This window comes from Sulfitobacter sp. SK025 (assembly GCF_003352105.1).
In the GTDB taxonomy this organism is placed as follows: Bacteria; Pseudomonadota; Alphaproteobacteria; order Rhodobacterales; family Rhodobacteraceae; genus Sulfitobacter; species Sulfitobacter pontiacus.
This window is the reverse complement of the sequence record NZ_CP025808.1, coordinates 2,923,858-2,941,494: the sequence shown is the minus strand read 5'-3', so window position 1 is coordinate 2,941,494 and position 17,637 is coordinate 2,923,858. Positions and strand designations below refer to the sequence as shown.

24 protein-coding genes are annotated in these 17,637 nt (G+C 59.0%); 17 read left to right on the top strand and 7 right to left on the bottom strand.

The genetic code is table 11. The features are described from left to right. Nucleotides 1–10 precede the first annotated feature (10 nt). Complete coding sequence (locus C1J04_RS14430; protein WP_009825347.1) at nucleotides 11–985, bottom strand: glutathione S-transferase family protein; 975 nt, start codon at nucleotides 983–985, stop codon at nucleotides 11–13. 174 nt (nucleotides 986–1,159) lie between these two features. On the opposite strand from C1J04_RS14430, the gene C1J04_RS14425 reads away from it, so the two are divergent. After that, nucleotides 1,160–1,519 (top strand): hypothetical protein, encoded by a 360-nt coding sequence (locus tag C1J04_RS14425; protein WP_005849957.1) that lies wholly within the window; start codon nucleotides 1,160–1,162, stop codon nucleotides 1,517–1,519. A 2-nt stretch (nucleotides 1,520–1,521) separates the two neighbouring features. Here C1J04_RS14425 and C1J04_RS14420 read toward each other — a convergent pair whose 3' ends face one another. Further along, complete coding sequence (locus C1J04_RS14420; RefSeq protein WP_009825346.1) at nucleotides 1,522–2,691, bottom strand: MalY/PatB family protein; 1,170 nt, start codon at nucleotides 2,689–2,691, stop codon at nucleotides 1,522–1,524. A gap of 99 nt (nucleotides 2,692–2,790) precedes the next feature. On the opposite strand from C1J04_RS14420, the gene def (C1J04_RS14415) reads away from it, so the two are divergent. Genes def (C1J04_RS14415) through C1J04_RS14395 form a run of 5 tightly spaced genes read left to right on the top strand, consistent with a single transcriptional unit; the run spans nucleotide 2,791 to nucleotide 5,455 of the window. Next, nucleotides 2,791–3,309 (top strand): peptide deformylase, encoded by a 519-nt coding sequence (def, locus tag C1J04_RS14415; RefSeq protein WP_037953930.1) that lies wholly within the window; start codon nucleotides 2,791–2,793, stop codon nucleotides 3,307–3,309. Further along, entirely contained in the window at nucleotides 3,306–3,773 is a 468-nt protein-coding gene (gene def / locus C1J04_RS14410; RefSeq protein WP_009825344.1) for a peptide deformylase, read from the top strand. Before def (C1J04_RS14415) ends, def (C1J04_RS14410) begins: the two co-directional genes overlap by 4 nt. Then, the gene (def, locus tag C1J04_RS14405; RefSeq protein ID WP_037953927.1) at nucleotides 3,770–4,267 is read left to right on the top strand and encodes a peptide deformylase; all 498 of its coding nucleotides are present in this window, start codon (nucleotides 3,770–3,772) and stop codon (nucleotides 4,265–4,267) included. The genes def (C1J04_RS14410) and def (C1J04_RS14405) overlap by 4 nt, the downstream gene beginning before the upstream one ends. 30 nt (nucleotides 4,268–4,297) lie before the next feature. Beyond that, a complete protein-coding gene (gene fmt, locus C1J04_RS14400; RefSeq protein WP_037953922.1) occupies nucleotides 4,298–5,212 on the top strand; it encodes a methionyl-tRNA formyltransferase in 915 nt (304 codons plus the stop codon). A gap of 3 nt (nucleotides 5,213–5,215) precedes the next feature. Further along, on the top strand, nucleotides 5,216–5,455 hold the full coding sequence (locus C1J04_RS14395; protein ID WP_005849950.1) for a hypothetical protein: 240 nt from the start codon (nucleotides 5,216–5,218) through the stop codon (nucleotides 5,453–5,455). A 2-nt stretch (nucleotides 5,456–5,457) separates the two neighbouring features. Here C1J04_RS14395 and C1J04_RS14390 read toward each other — a convergent pair whose 3' ends face one another. The 5 genes from C1J04_RS14390 to C1J04_RS14370 form a co-directional block, all read right to left on the bottom strand. Further along, on the bottom strand, nucleotides 5,458–6,081 hold the full coding sequence (locus C1J04_RS14390; protein ID WP_009825341.1) for a trimeric intracellular cation channel family protein: 624 nt from the start codon (nucleotides 6,079–6,081) through the stop codon (nucleotides 5,458–5,460). Continuing rightward, nucleotides 6,078–6,533 (bottom strand): ribonuclease HI, encoded by a 456-nt coding sequence (rnhA, locus tag C1J04_RS14385; protein ID WP_005849948.1) that lies wholly within the window; start codon nucleotides 6,531–6,533, stop codon nucleotides 6,078–6,080. The genes C1J04_RS14390 and rnhA overlap by 4 nt, the downstream gene beginning before the upstream one ends. Nucleotides 6,534–6,602: 69 nt before the next feature. Beyond that, entirely contained in the window at nucleotides 6,603–7,055 is a 453-nt protein-coding gene (locus C1J04_RS14380) for a DUF3429 domain-containing protein (protein WP_009825340.1), read from the bottom strand. Then, the gene (ispH, locus tag C1J04_RS14375; RefSeq protein ID WP_037953919.1) at nucleotides 7,052–8,002 is read right to left on the bottom strand and encodes a 4-hydroxy-3-methylbut-2-enyl diphosphate reductase; all 951 of its coding nucleotides are present in this window, start codon (nucleotides 8,000–8,002) and stop codon (nucleotides 7,052–7,054) included. The genes C1J04_RS14380 and ispH overlap by 4 nt, the downstream gene beginning before the upstream one ends. Nucleotides 8,003–8,146: 144 nt before the next feature. Then, nucleotides 8,147–8,692: a LabA-like NYN domain-containing protein gene (locus C1J04_RS14370; protein WP_005849944.1), complete on the bottom strand. Its 546-nt coding sequence runs from the start codon at nucleotides 8,690–8,692 to the stop codon at nucleotides 8,147–8,149. 128 nt (nucleotides 8,693–8,820) lie between these two features. Between C1J04_RS14370 and folK the strand changes: the two genes are divergently transcribed. The 11 genes from folK to recO all read left to right on the top strand — a co-directional run bounded on the left by folK (nucleotide 8,821) and on the right by recO (nucleotide 17,580). Next, nucleotides 8,821–9,423, top strand: coding sequence for a 2-amino-4-hydroxy-6-hydroxymethyldihydropteridine diphosphokinase (gene folK / locus C1J04_RS14365; protein ID WP_367582011.1), 603 nt, complete (start codon nucleotides 8,821–8,823; stop codon nucleotides 9,421–9,423). Between the two features lie 70 nt (nucleotides 9,424–9,493). Then, entirely contained in the window at nucleotides 9,494–9,847 is a 354-nt protein-coding gene (gene rpoZ / locus C1J04_RS14360; protein WP_005849941.1) for a DNA-directed RNA polymerase subunit omega, read from the top strand. Between the two features lie 36 nt (nucleotides 9,848–9,883). Beyond that, nucleotides 9,884–12,034, top strand: coding sequence for a RelA/SpoT family protein (locus tag C1J04_RS14355; protein WP_009825337.1), 2,151 nt, complete (start codon nucleotides 9,884–9,886; stop codon nucleotides 12,032–12,034). A gap of 34 nt (nucleotides 12,035–12,068) precedes the next feature. Next, nucleotides 12,069–12,764 (top strand): DUF2062 domain-containing protein, encoded by a 696-nt coding sequence (locus C1J04_RS14350; RefSeq protein WP_005849937.1) that lies wholly within the window; start codon nucleotides 12,069–12,071, stop codon nucleotides 12,762–12,764. After that, nucleotides 12,748–13,500 (top strand): pyridoxine 5'-phosphate synthase, encoded by a 753-nt coding sequence (locus C1J04_RS14345; RefSeq protein ID WP_009825335.1) that lies wholly within the window; start codon nucleotides 12,748–12,750, stop codon nucleotides 13,498–13,500. Before C1J04_RS14350 ends, C1J04_RS14345 begins: the two co-directional genes overlap by 17 nt. Before the next feature lie 9 nt (nucleotides 13,501–13,509). Then, on the top strand, nucleotides 13,510–13,923 hold the full coding sequence (gene acpS, locus C1J04_RS14340) for a holo-ACP synthase (protein ID WP_005849935.1): 414 nt from the start codon (nucleotides 13,510–13,512) through the stop codon (nucleotides 13,921–13,923). 105 nt (nucleotides 13,924–14,028) lie between these two features. Further along, nucleotides 14,029–14,865 (top strand): signal peptidase I, encoded by an 837-nt coding sequence (gene lepB, locus C1J04_RS14335; protein WP_005849934.1) that lies wholly within the window; start codon nucleotides 14,029–14,031, stop codon nucleotides 14,863–14,865. Next, entirely contained in the window at nucleotides 14,862–15,548 is a 687-nt protein-coding gene (gene rnc / locus C1J04_RS14330) for a ribonuclease III (RefSeq protein WP_005849933.1), read from the top strand. Before lepB ends, rnc begins: the two co-directional genes overlap by 4 nt. Continuing rightward, nucleotides 15,545–16,453 carry a GTPase Era gene (gene era / locus C1J04_RS14325; protein ID WP_005849932.1) on the top strand — a complete coding sequence of 303 codons (909 nt, stop codon included), beginning with the start codon at nucleotides 15,545–15,547 and terminating at the stop codon, nucleotides 16,451–16,453. Before rnc ends, era begins: the two co-directional genes overlap by 4 nt. A 60-nt stretch (nucleotides 16,454–16,513) precedes the next feature. Beyond that, nucleotides 16,514–16,843 carry a DUF1491 family protein gene (locus tag C1J04_RS14320; RefSeq protein ID WP_009825333.1) on the top strand — a complete coding sequence of 110 codons (330 nt, stop codon included), beginning with the start codon at nucleotides 16,514–16,516 and terminating at the stop codon, nucleotides 16,841–16,843. Continuing rightward, on the top strand, nucleotides 16,843–17,580 hold the full coding sequence (gene recO, locus C1J04_RS14315; RefSeq protein ID WP_009825332.1) for a DNA repair protein RecO: 738 nt from the start codon (nucleotides 16,843–16,845) through the stop codon (nucleotides 17,578–17,580). The genes C1J04_RS14320 and recO overlap by 1 nt, the downstream gene beginning before the upstream one ends. Nucleotides 17,581–17,637 lie beyond the last annotated feature (57 nt).

Below are 17,637 nucleotides of genomic sequence, written 5' to 3'. Positions count from 1 at the left end.
GCCCCTGTCCCTAATCGCGCCCATGTGGGGCGGTGAAATCGACCTTCGGGTTAATCGGGATGATTTGATGCGGGTTCACCGTGGTCTGACTGAAATGGTAGTGCCGAACAATGTGATCGAAATGCACGGTCTCGGCGATATCAGCGTGTTGATAAAGTTGCCGCGTATAGGTCCAAAGGTTCGGGTAATCGGTAAGGCGCTTATGGTTGCACTTGAAATGGGTGTGATACACGAGGTCAAAGCGCGCGAGGGTCGTGAACAGCCGCCAGTCGGCCTCGGTCAACTTGTCGCCGGCGAGGAACCGGTTGTTTTCGAGGATGCTTTCTAGCCACGTCAAACTGTCAAAAAGCGGATGGACCGCGTCGTCATAGGCGTCTTGGGACGTCGCGAACCCGGCCTTGTAGACGCCATTGTTAACGGTCTCGTAAACGCGTTCGTTGATGTCGGCGATTTGTTCGCGCAGGTCAGTCGGCCAATAATCATCAGTATTGCCGGTGATTTCATTAAACGCACTGTTGAACATGCGAATGATCTCGGCCGATTCGTTAGATACGATCGTGTTCTGCGCCTTGTCCCAAAGCACAGGCACCGTGACGCGGCCTGTAAAATTTGGATCGGCTTTGATATAAATGTCACGCAGAAAGTCACTGCCAAAGAGGGTGTCTCCGGTCGCGCCTTCGAAATCTGTTGCGAAAGTCCAGCCGTCTTCCATCATATCGGGGTGTACGACCGACACGCTGATATGGTCGGTAAGGTCCTTCAGCGCGCGGAAAATCAGTGCGCGATGTGCCCAAGGGCAGGCATAGCTGACGTAGAGATGATACCGCCCTGATTGTGCCTGAAAGCCTGATTTTCCTGACGGGCCCGCGCTGCCGTCCGCTGTGACCCAGTTGCGAAATTTGGAGGTGGAGCGTTCAAACTTACCTCCGGTAGACTCCGTATCGTACCATTTATCGCGCCATTCTCCGTCGATCAGCAGTCCCATACACAACTCCTTTACTTGTTTGTGTTCAAGGTAAGTTCAGACAGGCGAAAGGCCATAGCACGCGACGCACAGGGGGGCTGCGTTGATGCACGTCGAATAAATTCTTGGGGCGCACTTGATTTTGAATCCCAGCACGTCACGCTTCATGTTGGAAGCCTTTGGAGGGAGGAAACTGTGGAAGCCATACTGCCGAAAGACATTCAGGCCGGGCTGGATGCCGCACGGGTGGATAGCCTGCGAAAATCGTCACGTTTGCGGGTACACGCGGACGGGGTGGAGCATAAGGTCCTACGTTATTGGGACACCGGCTTCTCGCTTGATGCGCAGACGGCACCGCAGTTGCGCGGTCGGGTCGATTTATTCGATGGCGCGGCTCATCTGTTTCAATGTTTGATCGTCGCGGTAGAGCAAGAAGGCGGCGAAATGCTGTTTGATTTCAAACGTGCGACCCGTGTCGCGAAGTCTGCGGCGCTGGATTTCGAACGGGCTGCAGATGCGCCGGCGGGCTTGATCACCGTCGACGCACCGCATTGATTTTATTGCAGGTCTTTGAATGCCTCGCGCAGACGGTTGCAGGCTTCTTCTACCCGGGCGCGCGGGGTGGCGATGTTGAACCGCAGGAAGCTTTCCCCGCCCTTGCCAAAAGTTGGCCCGTGGTTTGCAGCAATCCCAGCGGAGTTTTCGACCCGTTGGGTGAACTCTGATCTGTCCATTCCGGTCCCGCTGAAATCGACCCAAGCAAGGTAGGTTGATTGAAGCGACATGGATTGAAGCCCGGGAATGTCCTGAATCGCGGCGTCAAAGATCTGCCGGTTGCCGTCCAGATAGCTGACCAGATCATCAACCCATGCGGCCCCTTCCGGCGAATAGGCTGCGGTCGCCATAAACAGACCGAAGGAGTTTGGCGAAAGCCCCATCGCTGCAATGCGTGCCGCAAAGGTTTCGCGGAGCTTCGGATCGGGGATGATCACGTTGCCGGAGTGGGAACCGGCAATGTTAAAGGTTTTGGTTGTCGCGGTCATCATGACCAACCGATCAGCCACGCCATCGATCAGGGCCATAGGTGTGTGTGTATGACCGGGCATCACCAGATCATGGTGAATCTCGTCCGAGACGAGGACAAGGTCATGGCGTTTGGCAAAGGCTGCGACCTGTTCTAACTCTGACCGGGACCAAACACGCCCGCCCGGGTTATGGGGGGAACAGAACACCAGCATCGTCTCGTTGCCAGTCATTTGCGCGTCATAGGCATCGAAATCGAGCGTATACTGGCCGCCTTCTATCGCCATTTCGCATTCGACCACCTGCCGCCCTGCGGCGGAGATCACACGCGCAAAGGCGTGGTAAACCGGTGTGAACAGGACAACTCCGTCCCCGGCCTTGGTGAAGGCGTCTACGCACATCGCGGTTCCGTTAACCAAGCCGTGCGTGGTAAAAATCCACTCGGGCGCGACTTTCCAACCGTGTCGATGCTCCATCCACCATTGGATGGCGCCCAGATATTTGCTGTCATCGCCGAAGTAGCCATAGACACCATGGTCCAACATATCCTGCAGCGCGGTTTGAACCACCTGAGGCGGGCGGAAATCCATATCCGCAACCCACATGGCAATGCCCGTATCCGCGGGGACGCCGTAGATCGGCTCCATCTTGTCCCATTTCGCGCAATGGGTGCCACGCCGGTCGATGATTTCGTCAAAGCTCATGGGGTTCTCCTGTCAGATTTGGCCGACACGCTAAACCTAATCGACCAGACCGCAAGCCCCGAGGTTGCAGCGGCGCAGGTGTTGGCCTAAATCAACCAAATGATACGCAATATTTTACTACACCCTGACCCGCGGCTGAAAAAGCCATGCGCCCCCGTGACCGATATGACGGACGAGTTGCGCAGCTTGGCTGATGATATGCTCGCCACGATGTATGACGCGCCGGGGATCGGTCTTGCGGCCCCCCAGATCGGGGTGATGAACCGCTTGATCGTCATGGATTGCGTAAAGGAAGAGGGGGAGGCGCCGCGACCGCTGGTGATGTTCAACCCCGAAATCATCGCCGCCTCGGACGCGCTGAACACCTATGAAGAAGGGTGTTTGTCGATCCCCGAGCAGTTTGCCGATGTGACGCGCCCCGCAGATGTGGACGTGCGCTGGATCGATATCGACGGGAACGAACAGACCGAGACCTTTACCAAACTATGGGCGACCTGCGTGCAGCACGAGATCGACCATCTGGATGGCAAGCTTTTTATCGATTATCTCAAACCGATGAAACGCCAGATGATCACGCGCAAAATGACCAAGCTGAAACGCGAACTGGCGCGCGGATGAGCGTGTTGGACATCGTGACCTGGCCTGACGCGCGGCTGACAGCTGTGTGCGCCCCCGTCGCCACGCGCACGCCCGAGATCGACCAGCTGATCGCTGACATGTTCGACACGATGTATGCCGCGCCCGGTCGCGGGTTGGCGGCCCCGCAGGTTGGCCGGACCGAGCGTATTTTCGTTTTCGATGCGGGCTGGAAGGAAGGCACCCCGACGCCTGTCGCCTGTATCAATCCGCAGATTGTCAGCCTGTCTGACACCCGCGCGATTGGCGAAGAGGGATGTTTGTCGATCCCCGGCGTGCCGATGGATATTGCCCGCGCAACAGAGGTTACGTTGCGATGGACGGATGCTGATGGCACCCACGAACGAAAGTTTGCCGGCGCAGAGGCCGTGATCGTGCAGCATGAATATGACCACCTTGATGGCATCGTCATTTATGACCGTGTCGCGCAGGAGCAAAGCCAATGACCGTTCGTCGCATAATTCCGTGGCCGCATGCCTGTTTAAGGACACCTGCCGCGCAAGTGGCAGAAATCAATGATGAAATTCGTGCGCTCTGGGACGACATGATCGACACGATGGACGCGATGCCGGGGGTCGGGCTGGCCGCACCACAGATCGGGGTGTCGCTGCAGGTCGCCGTTGTCGATGCCTCGCAAGCGCGGGATAAACGGATCCGTTTGGCAAACCCTGTCGTCATCGACGCGTCGGCGATCATGAATGAATACGAAGAGGCGAGCCCGAATTTGCCCGGAATATCGGCCAAGATCCGGCGTCCACGTGGTGTGAAAGTGCGGTATCTTGACGAGCAGGGCGCGACAGTGACGCGCGATTTCGTCGGGTTGGAGGCGACCAGCGTTCAGCATCAGATCGACCATCTTGCCGGAAAGATGTTTGTCGACAATCTGAGTAAAACGCGCCGTGATATGCTGCTGCGCAAGGCGCGCAAGTACAAGGGCTGATTGCCTCTACGGTTTGAAGGGAAGTGTTCGATGCGTGTTATCTTTATGGGAACACCTGATTTTTCAGTGCCAGTGTTGGATGCGTTGGTCTTGGCCGGCCACGAAATCGCCGCCGTCTATTGCCAGCCGCCGCGCCCTGCAGGGCGAGGCAAAAAGGACCGCCCCAGCCCGGTTCAGCAACGGGCAGAGGCTTTGGGGTTATTGGTACGTCACCCCGTTTCGTTAAAAACCGCCGAAGCGCAGGCGGAGTTTGCAGCGCTCGGCGCGGATGTGGCTGTTGTTGTGGCCTATGGTCTGATTTTGCCCCAAGCCGTTCTGGATGCGCCGAAATCCGGGTGCCTGAATATCCACGCGAGTTTGTTGCCCCGATGGCGGGGTGCCGCGCCGATCCATCGGGCGATCATGGCGGGCGACGTTGAAACGGGTGTGTGCATCATGCAGATGGAGGCGGGGCTGGACACGGGGCCCGTGCTGTTGCGCGCCGCGACGCCGATCCGCACCACCGAGACGACGATCGAACTGCATGACCGACTAAGCGCCATGGGCGCCGAGTTGATCGTGGAAGCACTTCGGCATCTGCCTGACCTGCAACCGGAACCGCAGCCCGAAGAGGGCGTGACCTATGCCAGCAAAATTGACAAGGCCGAGGCGCGGATCGATTGGTCGCGCCCCGCAACAGAGGTGGACCGGCAAATCAGGGGATTGTCGCCGTTTCCTGGTGCATGGTTCGATCTGGACGGCACGCGGGTGAAGGTGCTGGCATCGAAGCTTGCCGAGGGCGAGGGTGCAGCGGGCGAGGTTCTGGATGACACTCTGCGCGTCGGTTGCGGGGAGGGTGCGGTTCAGCTGATCCGCTTGCAACGGGCGGGGAAAGCGGCGCAAGATGCGCAAACGTTCCAGCGTGGTGCGCAGATTGCTGCGGGCACAGTTCTAAGCAAAGGGTAAATCATGCTTCCGACGCTTATTGGCACGGTTGTGATCGCGGGGCTTGTCGGCTTTTTCGCCGAAAAGTCAGGCTTTACCCGCAACGGCTATCTTGCCTCGATCATCATCTGCGTGGGCGGCGCTTTTCTGTTTTATTTCGTGCGGTTGATGTTCGGCTTCGGGTTTAACTCGGCCGGCATGAACGCCATCGCGTCCTCTATCGGGGCGCTGATCATCGTGCCGTTTCACTGGCGTCGAAAGTAACGTTACACCCGCGGCGGGCGGCTTTTGTACACGGGTAGGTGCCACCCGAAATACAGCGATCCGGCACGCAAAATCCATGTCATGCATGCACCGGCAAACAGCGCCAGCGCATCGTCGCCCAGAATGCTACGGATGATGACAGCGGTTGCGGCGCCGGCGAAAGCGGCGGTCACATACAGTTCACCCTGTTGCAGAACAAGCGGCACTTCCCCCACGACAACATCGCGCATCAACCCGCCCATGCAGCCTGTGATCATCCCCATCAGCACCACGACCACAGCGGATTGATCAAGCGAGATCGCCACACCCGTACCCGCAGCAACCGCCACGGCGAGCGCCACGGAATCGAGCCATAGCAGCGCGCGATAGCGGCTTTCGAGAAGATGCGCGGTAAAGAAAACCACCATCGCGGCAGTGACGCCCACGGCGAGATGGGTAGGGTTCGCAATCCAGAAAATCGGGTTTCGATCCAGCAACAGGTCGCGCAGTGTGCCGCCGCCCAAGGCCGTGAGACAGGCGATAAAGGCGAAGCCTACAAGGTCAAGCTGGGCGCGGCTGGCGACCAGCGCCCCCGTAATCGCAAAGACCAGAACGGAGGCATATTCCAGCAGGGTGATCAGGCTCATTTGGTTTTGAACGGGGCCATGCCCGCCCGCGCCAGTTCATCGGCGCGCTCGTTCTCGGGATGGCCAGCGTGGCCTTTGACCCATTCCCAGGTGACCTGATGCCGCGCATTTGCCGCATCCAGCCGCTGCCAAAGCTCCGCGTTTTTGACAGGCTTTTTAGCGGCATTCTTCCAGCCGTTTTTCTTCCAGCCGTAGATCCAGCCGGTGATGCCATTTTTGACATAGTTGCTGTCGGTGACGATCGTGATCTCGGTCGGGCGGGCTAGCGCTTCGAGCGCGCTGATGGCGGCCATCAGCTCCATCCGGTTGTTGGTGGTGGCGGGTTCGCCGCCTTTCAACTCGCGCTCCTTAACGATCTTGTCACCATCCATCGCCCGCATCAGGGCACCCCAGCCACCGGGGCCGGGATTGCCGGAACAGGCACCATCAGTATATGCAATCAGCTTGGTCATGGGGCTGCCTTATCCAGTCTGGCGTGGGGGCGTCCAGCCTAATCTACGCCCCGCCCGCAAGTTTCGCTGCTACAGAAAGACGCCCACAGCCAGACACGCCAGCACGATGGCGGTCAGAAGCGTGCGCAGCTTTAGCCACCAGCGCGGCGCAAGACGCCAGTGCCAGAAGGCGGCATCAAGGACCAGTAGACCCGCAAAACCGAACATCAGGTTCAGCCCCGCACCCACGGGGCCGCCGCTTGTCATGAAGAACGCCCAAAGCGCCGGGATCACGGCGAGGATATAGCCGGCCGTCGCCTTCGCCCCGCTGGTCTTGGTTGCGAATCCCCATAGCACGCCGGACATGAAGGAAAGAATAATCGTGCCGTAGAACAACTGTATATATGGCCCGACAAAACGGCCGCCGAACGTCGCCGCGCCCCAGTTCGCCAAGGGATCAACCAGCCCGGTCAAGGCCCCCCAGACAAAGGGAGTAAGCCCGGCAAGGCCAAGCCAAAGCGGCGCGCGGGGGATGCCGGTCATGCGGGTACCCGCAGCACACGGGGGACTTTGAATTCCACATTCTCTACCGCGGTTTCGACCATTTCGGTGGTCACATCATATCGGTCTTTGAACGCGTCAATGACCTCGTTGATAAGCTGTTCGGGGGCCGAGGCACCGGCGGTGATCCCGATGCTTTTGATCCCCTCGAGGCTGCGCCAATCGATGTCCGTCGCGCGCTGCACCAGTTGGGCGTAATCGCAGCCCGCACGCGATCCGACCTCGACCAGACGGCGGGAGTTCGATGAGTTTGGCGCGCCTACAACAAGCATCGCATCACATATCGGTGCCATTGCCTTCACCGCTTCTTGACGGTTGGTCGTGGCGTAGCAGATGTCTTCTTTGTGCGGCCCGATGATCTTCGGGAAACGTTTGTTCAGGGCGGCGACAATCTCGGCTGTGTCATCAACGCTTAACGTTGTCTGTGTGACATAGGCCAGCTTGCTCGGGTCTCGCACCTCGACGGTTTCGACATCGGCGGGCGTTTCGACCAGCAGAACCTCGCCCGGGGGGAGCTGCCCCATGGTGCCAATGGTTTCGGGATGGCCCGCGTGGCCGATCATGATCATCTGCAGCCCGGCGTCGGCGTGGCGTTGCGCCTCGATATGCACCTTCGAGACAAGCGGGCAGGTCGCGTCGACATAGACCATATTGCGTGCCTCGGCCTTGGCGGGTACGGCTTTCGGTACGCCGTGCGCCGAGAATATCACGGGCCGATCATCGGGGCATTCCGACAGTTCCTCGACAAAGATCGCACCCCGTTCGCGCAGCCCGTCGACGACGAATTTATTGTGCACGATCTCGTGGCGCACATAAACCGGCGCGCCCCATTTCTCGATGGCCATTTCGACGATCTTGATTGCGCGGTCGACGCCCGCACAGAACCCGCGTGGCGCGGCAAGATACAGGGTCAAAGGCGGTTTGGTCATCACACTCTCCTTGGGCATGGGCCATAGGTAAGGGTTGCGCGGCGCATCGTCCAGACCAGCGGCGGCACAGTCTGATGCTTCAAATGCGCGCGCACGTACTGCGGGGGCATGAGGGATGCGGAGATTTAGGCGCGCCGTCGCGGGTTATTCGTCAGATGTTTCACGTGGAGGCCGGCCAATGACGTCGCGCAGGTCTTCGAGTTCGATAAAGTTGTCCACTTGGCGGCGCAGCTCGTCCGAGATCATGGGCGGTTGGCTGCGGATCGTGCTGACGACAGAGACGCGTACGCCTTGGCGCTGCAGGCTTTCGACCAACGGGCGGAAGTCGCCGTCACCGGAGAAGATCACGATATGATCAAGATGTGGCGCAAGCTCCATCGCGTCGACCGCAAGCTCGATATCCATGTTCCCCTTGACCTTCCGGCGGCCCATGCTGTCGGTGTATTCCTTGGCCGGCTTGGTCACCATGGAGAACCCGTTATAGTTCAGCCAGTCGACCAGCGGGCGTATGGGAGAGTATTCGTCATTTTCCAGCAAAGCGGTGTAGTAAAAGGCACGCAGCAGTTTGCCGCGGCGCATGAACTCCTGCCGCAGTAGCTTGTAATCAATGTCAAAACCCAGGTTCTTGGCAGCTGCGTAAAGGTTGGAGCCGTCGATGAATAAAGCGAGCCGTTCGTCCTTGTAGAACATGAAGTGCCTTCCTAATACACGTCGTTCGGAAATTTGCGTCGTGTAGAGCCGCTATAAAACGAAATGTTTCAAATTTAGTTTCCGACTATGAATACAATACTAACTAAGGTTTTTTCGAGAGGCAGCAAGTGAAGACATTGGCCATCCCTGACCCCAAGGGGGGTGAAATCGGCAAGTGCGCGCTGATCGCCCTCGGGAGCAATCAATCATCAGTTGCGGGAGGGCCGGCAGAAACTCTGCGACGGGCCCTTGATATTATGGTTGGTATGGGCGTGCGGGTTGTCGCTCTTAGCCCATTTTACTCAACCTATGCGTTTCCCGAGGGGTCGGGTCCGAATTTCGTAAATACAACCGCTAGTATAAGGGTGGAACGGGAGCCGGATCAAGTTTTAGCTATTCTTCATGCCGTCGAAGCAGAGCTTGGGCGCGAGCGGCAAAGCCGTTGGGCCCCTCGGACGGTCGATCTGGATCTAATCGCGATGGGGGATGTGGTGTTGCCGGATGTCCAGACCCAGACCGATTGGCGGGAGATTCCGCTTGAACAGCAGATGGCCAAAGCGCCTGACCAGCTGATCCTACCGCACCCGCGGCTTCAAGATCGTGCCTTTGTTTTGGTGCCGCTGGCGGACATCGCGCCGGACTGGTGTCACCCCCTGATCGGCAAAACCGTTCGCGAGATGTTGAATGACCTGCCAGAGGCAGATAAAAAGGGGGTATGGCCGCTGGAATAGGCCCTTGTAAATTCCGCCGATGGCTTCTAAATAGTCGGCTTCTTGCAGCATTCATGATTGGAGCATCCCCATGGCCCGCGTCACTGTCGAAGATTGTGTAGATAAAGTGCCGAACCGGTTCGAGCTTGTCATGCTTGCCGCGCATCGTGCGCGTGAAATTGCGGCTGGTTCTACGGTCACTGTTGATCGCGATAACGACAAAAACCCTGTCGTGTCCCTGCGCGAGATTGCGGATGAAACCCAATCGGCCGATGAGCTGCGCGAGCGCCTGATCGAAAGCAACCAGAACCAGATCGAGGTTGATGAACCCGAAGAGGACGCAATGGCGCTTCTTATGGGGGCTGAGCAAGACAAGCCCGAAGAGGACAGCATGTCCGAAGAAATGCTGCTGCGGCAGTTGATGGCGGCACAAGGGCAGGGCTAAGGCCCGCGCCCTTCGGGGCTTATAGGCAGGACAGGTATGAATACCGCCGACATTACGGCTGACGACCTTATCGCGCTTGTGCGCGCCTATAACCCTAAGACGAACGAAAATCAGATCAGGCTGGCCTATGAATATGGCCAGCAGATGCACGAGGGCCAGTTCCGTCATTCCGGAGAGCCCTATTTCACGCATCCGGTCTCTGTCGCGGCCATTTTGACCGAACAGCAGCTGGATGACGCGACCATCATCACCGCATTGCTGCACGACACGATCGAGGACACGAAAGCGTCCTATAGCAGCGTCGATGAAAAGTTCGGGCATGATGTCGCTGAACTGGTCGATGGTGTGACCAAGCTGACCAACCTGCAACTGAATTCCAACGAGACAAAACAGGCCGAGAACTTTCGCAAGCTGTTCATGGCAATGTCGAAAGATCTGCGGGTCATTTTGGTTAAGTTGGCGGATCGGTTGCATAATATGCGCACGATCAAGTCGATGCGCCCTGACAAGCAGATCCAGAAAGCTCGTGAAACGATGGATATCTATGCACCTCTTGCGGGGCGTATGGGGATGCAATGGATGCGCGAAGAGCTTGAGGATCTGGCCTTTCGCGTGCTCAACCCCGAAGGGCGGCAGTCGATCATCCGGCGCTTTATCACCCTTCAGCGCGAAACGGGCGATGTCATCCAGCGAATCACCGGCGACATGCGGCACGAGCTTGAGAAAGCCGGGATCGAGGCCGAAGTCTTTGGGCGGGCGAAAAAACCGTATTCGATCTGGCGCAAGATGCAGGAAAAGCAGCAATCCTTTTCCCGTTTATCGGATATTTACGGTTTCCGCGTTATCACCACCTCGGAGGATGAATGTTATCGCGCGCTTGGCACCATCCATCGGCGCTGGCGGGCCGTGCCGGGTCGGTTCAAGGATTACATCAGCCAGCCCAAGACGAACGGTTACCGGTCGATCCATACCACCGTCTCTGGCCGTGACGGCAAACGGGTCGAGGTGCAGATCAGAACGCGGCAGATGCATGATGTCGCTGAATCCGGTGTGGCGGCGCATTGGTCCTATCGTGACGGCGTGCGGTCGCGGAACCCCTTTGCTGTTGATCCGGTCAAATGGGTCGCGCAACTGACAGAGCAGCTCGATTCAGAGGAGGATCACGAAGATTTCCTCGAAGCGGTCAAGCTTGAGATGTACGCCGATCAGGTGTTCTGCTTTACCCCCAAGGGCGAGGTGGTCAAGCTGCCGCGTGGGGCGACGCCGATTGATTTCGCCTATGCGATCCATACGCGAATCGGGTCTGCCTGCGTGGGCGCCAAGATCGACGGGATGCGCGTGCCTTTGTGGACGCGGGTGAAAAACGGCCAATCGATCGAAATTATCACCGCGCAAGGTCAGACACCGCAGGCGACATGGCTGGATATCGCAACGACGGGCAAGGCCAAGACGGCGATCCGTCGGTCGCTGCGTGAACTGGATCGCGCGCGCTTTGTCAGCCTTGGACGCGAACTTGCCCGCTCTGCCTTCGAGCAGATGAATAAATCGGCGACGGAGAAAGTGCTGCGCACCGCGGCGCGCAACCTGCGCCTCTCCAGCGCGGAGGAACTTTTGGCGCAACTTGGCTCTGCCGAACTGACGGGCCAAGAGGTGGTGCAGGCCGTCTATCCCAACCTGCGCCCCAAACCCGGCGAACATGTCGACCGCAAGCGCGCGGTGGTGGGGCTGGAAGCGGGGCAATCCTTTGACCGGTCGCCTTGTTGTCAGGCGCTGCCGGGGGAACGCATTGTCGGCATCACCTTCCGCGGGCAGGGCGTCAAAATCCACACCATCGATTGCGAGCGTCTGTCGCATTACGAGGACCAGCCCGAACGCTGGCTGGATCTGCGTTGGCACGACGGGCCACATCCCGCGATCTATGGGGCGACACTGGATCTGACCATCGGCAACGGGGCGGGCGTGCTGGGGCGGATTTGTACGCTCATCGGCCAATCCTCTGCCAATATCGCGGATCTGGAATTTTTGGACCGCAAGCCTGACTTTTACCGGTTGTTGATCTACGTAGAACTGCGAGACATTGCGCATCTGCATTCTTTGATCCCGATGTTGGAGGCCGAGAGTGAGGTCGCCGAGATCAGCCGATACCGGAACCCCGACTTGTTCAAGGCAGGTACCAAAGACGCATGATCCGCCCTGACTGCACTGACCCAAGGACGAACTGTTGATTTTCAAACGCCGCGATCCAAAGCCGACAGTGCGCGCGATGGCTGAATTCATGTGGCCTCGGGGTGGTTGGACGCGGGCGTTTCACTATGTCAAACACCGGATGCGCCGCTTGCCCGATACGCCCGAACGCATTGCGCGTGGCATCTGGGCCGGTGTTTTTACCACGTTTACGCCCTTCTACGGTATGCATTTTATCGTGGCGGCGCTGGTGTCGCGTGTCATGCGGGGCAATCTGCTGGCCGCATTGATGGGGACGTTTTTTGGCAACCCGCTGACCTATGTCCCGATCGGGTTGTCATCGCTGTCCATGGGGCACTGGATTCTCGGTTCCCACATGCGGACGGGGGAGCATCGGTCCTTTGGGGGCAAATTCTTTGACGCCGGTCACGATTTATTGGCCAACTTTGTGGCGATCTTTACCAGCCGTGACATGGATTGGTCGGGGCTTGAGGTCTTCTGGCATCAGGTGTTCTATCCGTATCTGATCGGGGGCATCGTGCCCGGCATGATCTGCGCCACGATCGCCTATTATCTGGCCGTGCCCTTGCTGCGGGCCTATCAAAAGCGGCGCAAGGGCGCGATCAAGGCCAAGTTCGATTTGTTGAAAAAGAAAGCCTCGGCCAAGGCAGAGGCGAAACGCAAGGCAGAGCAGGCGGCTCTGGAGGGGAAAGACCATGGCGGCACAAGGTAAGCTTCGGCTGGGCGTAAATATTGACCACGTGGCGACTGTGCGGAATGCGCGCGGCGGTGCCTATCCGGACCCGCTGCGCGCGGCCCGCGCCGCGCAAGAGGCAGGCGCTGATGGCATCACCGCGCACCTGCGGGAGGATCGACGCCACATCACCGATGCGGATATCGAAGGGCTGCAAGAGGTGTTGAACGTGCCGCTCAACTTCGAGATGGCCGCCACGGAAGAGATGCAGGCCATCGCCCTGCGCCACAAACCCCATGCCGTTTGCATCGTGCCGGAAAAGCGCGAAGAGCGGACAACCGAAGGCGGACTTGAAGTCGCACGCGAGGAAAACCGGCTGGCGCATTTCATTGCTCCTCTGCGCGAGGCGGGCAGCCGCGTCAGCATCTTCATCGCCGCCGATCAGCGCCAGATCGAGGCGGCGAACCGCATCGGGGCAGAGGTGATCGAACTGCACACCGGTGCCTATTGCGACGCCTATGCCGAAGGACATTGGGAGGAAGCGCAAAAGGAGCTGCAAAAGCTCGAAGAGATGTCAAAGTTCGCCCATGATCTGGGGCTTGAGGTGCACGCGGGCCACGGTCTCACCTATGATACCGTTAGCCCCGTCGCAGCTTTCCCCGAGGTTCAAGAGCTGAACATCGGGCATTTTCTGATTGGCGAAGCGATCTTTCTGGGTCTCGGCCCCGCCATCGCCGAGATGCGCCGCCTGATGGATGACGCCCGCAAGGGCTGAGGGCGCGGCATGATTTTGGGAATCGGCACCGACCTCGCGAATATCGAACGGATTCAAGGCACGCTGGACCGCTTTGGCGACCGTTTCCGCAATCGTGTGTTCACCGAGGTCGAACAGCTAAAGGCCGAACGTCGCCGTGATGTCGCGGGCACCTACGCCAAACGCTGGGCCGCGAAAGAGGCGTGTTCAAAGGCGCTCGGCACCGGTCTACGCATGGGCATCGCTTGGCGCGATATGGCGGTGAGCAACCTGCGCACCGGCCAGCCCGTGATGGAGGTCACCGGCTGGGCGGCGGAGCGTTTGGCCAAGATGACACCCGACGGCCACGAGGCGATCATTCACGTCACGCTGACAGATGACCATCCCTGGGCGCAGGCCTTTGTCGTCATCGAAGCCCGCCCGAAGGCAGGTATTCAGACCTAACGGCAGATCATGGCCCATTCGGTCGATGGATCGGGGGCAGGGTTGCTTGACTTGCGTCAATGGCACCCGCATGTAACGCTCGAACGCATGAACAGGAGCGCCAAAATGGCCGCCAAAGAGAAAACCGGCAACGCCTTTGTCGAAACCATCAAAACAATCGTCTATGCGCTGTTGATCGCAGGGGTCTTTCGGACCCTGTTTTTCCAGCCTTTCTGGATCCCTTCGGGGTCGATGAAAGAGACGTTGTTGATCGGGGATTTCCTTTTCGTGAACAAAATGGCCTATGGCTATTCCTACGCCTCCTGTCCCAGCGTGATGATGCCGCGGTTCGGCATTGAGGTCGACGCGAAAGACGTCTGCGGTGTGTTTGACGGCGACAACACCCGTTTGTTCGGGTCAGAGCCCGAGCGGGGCGATGTGGTGGTCTTCCGTCACCCCGTGTCTGGCCGCGATTACATCAAGCGTCTGATCGGCTTGCCGGGTGACAAGGTTCAGATCACCGACGGTGTGGTTAGCATCAATGGCACGGCGGTCGAATTGCGTGACGATGGTGTCTTCGAAGAGGTGATGGACCGTCAGGGCCCGCAGGGTATGCGTCCGCGTTGCGAGAACGGTGCCGTCGGTGCCGGTGGTGTATGCGAAAAATCCCGTCAGATCGAAGTGCTCCCTAACGGGGTCGAACATGCGATCCTGAACATTGGCAATCAGGCGTCGGACAATACCGGTGTCTACACGGTGCCAGAAGGGCATTACTTTTTCATGGGCGACAACCGCGACAACTCTGCCGATAGCCGTCTGGCACAGCAGGCCGGTGGCGTCGGTTTCGTGCCGTATGAAAACCTGATCGGTCGCGCGGACCGGATCATGTTCAGCTCGGCCGGTCGGTCGATGTTGTTCTTCTGGACATGGCGCAGCGATCGTTTCTTTAAGGCGATCAAGTGAAGTTAAATGCTGATCTCCGGGCCTTTGAAGGCCGCATCGGGTACCACTTTGCCAAGCCGGAGCTGTTGAACCGTGCGGTGACCCATGCCTCTATGTCGTCGGCCAATCGTGACGACAACCAGCGGCTCGAGTTTCTGGGGGATCGCGTTCTGGGGCTGGTGATGGCCGAAGCGCTGCTGAAACTTGACCCGGCCGCAACCGAAGGGCAACTGGCCCCGCGGTTCAACGCATTGGTGCGCAAGGAAGCCTGCGCCGAGGTCGCGCGCGAGATCGACATGGGCGCTGTGCTCAAGCTTGGCCGATCAGAGATGTTGTCTGGCGGCCGCCGCAAGCAGGCGTTGTTGGGGGACGCGATCGAGGCTATCATCGCGGCTGTCTATCTGGATGGCGGATTTGACGAGGCCAAAGCGTTGATCCTGCGATTGTGGGGTGACCGTGTGATGCAGGTCAAGCAAGACGCCCGCGACGCCAAGACCGCGCTGCAAGAATGGGCGCAAGCGCGCGGATTACCGCCCCCCGCCTATGTTCAGACCGACCGGCAGGGGCCAGACCACGCCCCGGTGTTTACCATTACCGCCCGGATTGAAAACGGGGCCAGCGCCGTCGCGTCAGCCCCATCGAAACGCCAGGCCGAACAGGCCGCTGCCAAGACGCTCTTGGCCCAATTGGAGAGACCCTCATGACCACGCGCGCCGGATTTATCGCCCTGATCGGCGAGCCCAACGCGGGCAAATCGACGTTGCTGAACCGCATGGTCGGCGCGAAAGTGTCGATCGTGACCCATAAGGTGCAGACCACACGCGCCCGTATTCGTGGGGTCGCGATGGAAGGGGAAAGCCAGCTTGTGTTCGTGGATACGCCCGGTCTGTTCCAGCCCCGTCGCCGTCTGGACCGCGCCATGGTCGCCGCGGCTTGGGGGGGCGCTGCGGATGCCGATGTTGTCATTCTGCTGATCGAGGCCAACCGCGGGATCACCGAAGGGGTCGAACGTATCCTGGAAGGCCTCGCTGACATCGGTCAGGGGCGCAAGGTCGCGCTTGCGATCAACAAGATCGACCGTGTCGAGGCACCGGTCCTGTTGGGGCTGAGCAAAGAGATGAACGACCGCTATGATTTTGCCGAAACATTCATGATTTCGGCCGAGCGGGGGCATGGTGTGGATACGTTGCGCCACTGGTTGGCGGGCGAATTGCCCGAAGGGCCGTGGCTCTATCCCGAAGATCAGATTGCAGATCTGCCTATGCGCATGATCGCCGCCGAAATGACCCGCGAGAAGCTGACCCTGCGTCTGCATCAGGAGCTGCCCTATCAGCTAACGGTCGAGACGGAGAACTGGGAAGAGCGTAAAGACGGCTCTGCGCGGGTGGATCAGTTGATCTACGTGGTGCGCGACGGTCACAAGGGGATCGTGCTTGGCAGCAAGGGCGAGACGATCAAGGCGGTCAGCAAAGCCTCTCGCGAGGAGCTTGAAGAGTTTCTGGGGCGGAAAGTGCACCTGTTTTTGCAGGTCAAAGTGCGCCCGAACTGGCTGGACGAGGCGGAGCGCTACTCCGAGATGGGGTTGGAGTTCAAAGACGGCAATGTCTAGATCTGGTGCGGCCCGACCCTTCGGGGAGGATTTTACACCATTTGGAACGACGGGGCTGTCATGGCCCGGCTGACCGCGCGGTTCTGGGTCGATGCCTATCTGGCGCGGCTGCGGGTGTATGATATTCCTGCGTTCGTGGTCGCGCATGGGGATGACACCGGCGGCGCTGTGTTGGTGAAGCTCGCAACGCTCGATGGAAATGCACAGCTTTTTCAGAAAAGTTTCGATTTAATCTCTGGTGGGCGGACCTGGGTCGAAATGACAAGCGGACAGGAGCCGGAGGTTGATGCGTCGATCAGCCGACAGCGCAGTTTTGATCCGGACCTATGGGTGATCGAGGTAGAGGACAGGCAGGGTCGGCATCTGCTACATGAGGACGGGTTGAGCTGATGGAATGGCGCGATCAAGGCATTTTGCTAAGCGCGCGCCGCCATGGTGAGACATCGGCCATCATCGAGGTGTTCACCCCCGAGCGCGGCCGCCACGCTGGGATCGTGCGCGGCGGTACCAGTCGCAAGATTGCCCCAATTCTCCAACCGGGTGCGCAGTTAGACATCGCATGGCGCGCGCGGCTTGAGGATCATATCGGCGCGTTTACTGTAGAGCCCGTCCGCAGCCGTGCCGCATTGGCTATGCATGATCGGCTGAGCCTTGCGGGGTTGAATGCGGTGACGGGGCTGCTTGCCTTTGCATTGCCCGAACGCGAAGCGCATCCGCCACTATATCGTCGAACTGAAGCGCTTCTGGATCTATTGGGGCAGGGGGATTTGTGGCCATTGGCCTATCTTCAATGGGAAATCAGCCTGTTAGACGAGCTTGGCTATGGGCTTGATCTGAGCGCCTGTGCGGTGACCGGACGGACCAGCGGGCTGGTCTTTGTATCTCCGAAAACGGGGCGTGCCGTGACCCGAGAAGGGGCGGGGGAGTGGGTTGATAAAATGCTGCCATTGTCGCCCGTTTTACGTGGGGAAGGGGATGCGAGCGATGCGGATATTGCGCTGGCGTTCAAAACCACGGGATATTTCCTAGAGCGGCATCTGGCGCGCGATCTAGGGGACAAGCCCCTACCCGAGGCGCGCGCGCGCTACGTCGAGGCATTTAGTCGACGGCGCGAAACACCATATTAAGGTTCTCGGTGTTAGACAGAATCATGACGTCATTCAGAATCTCGACGAGGGTGGCGT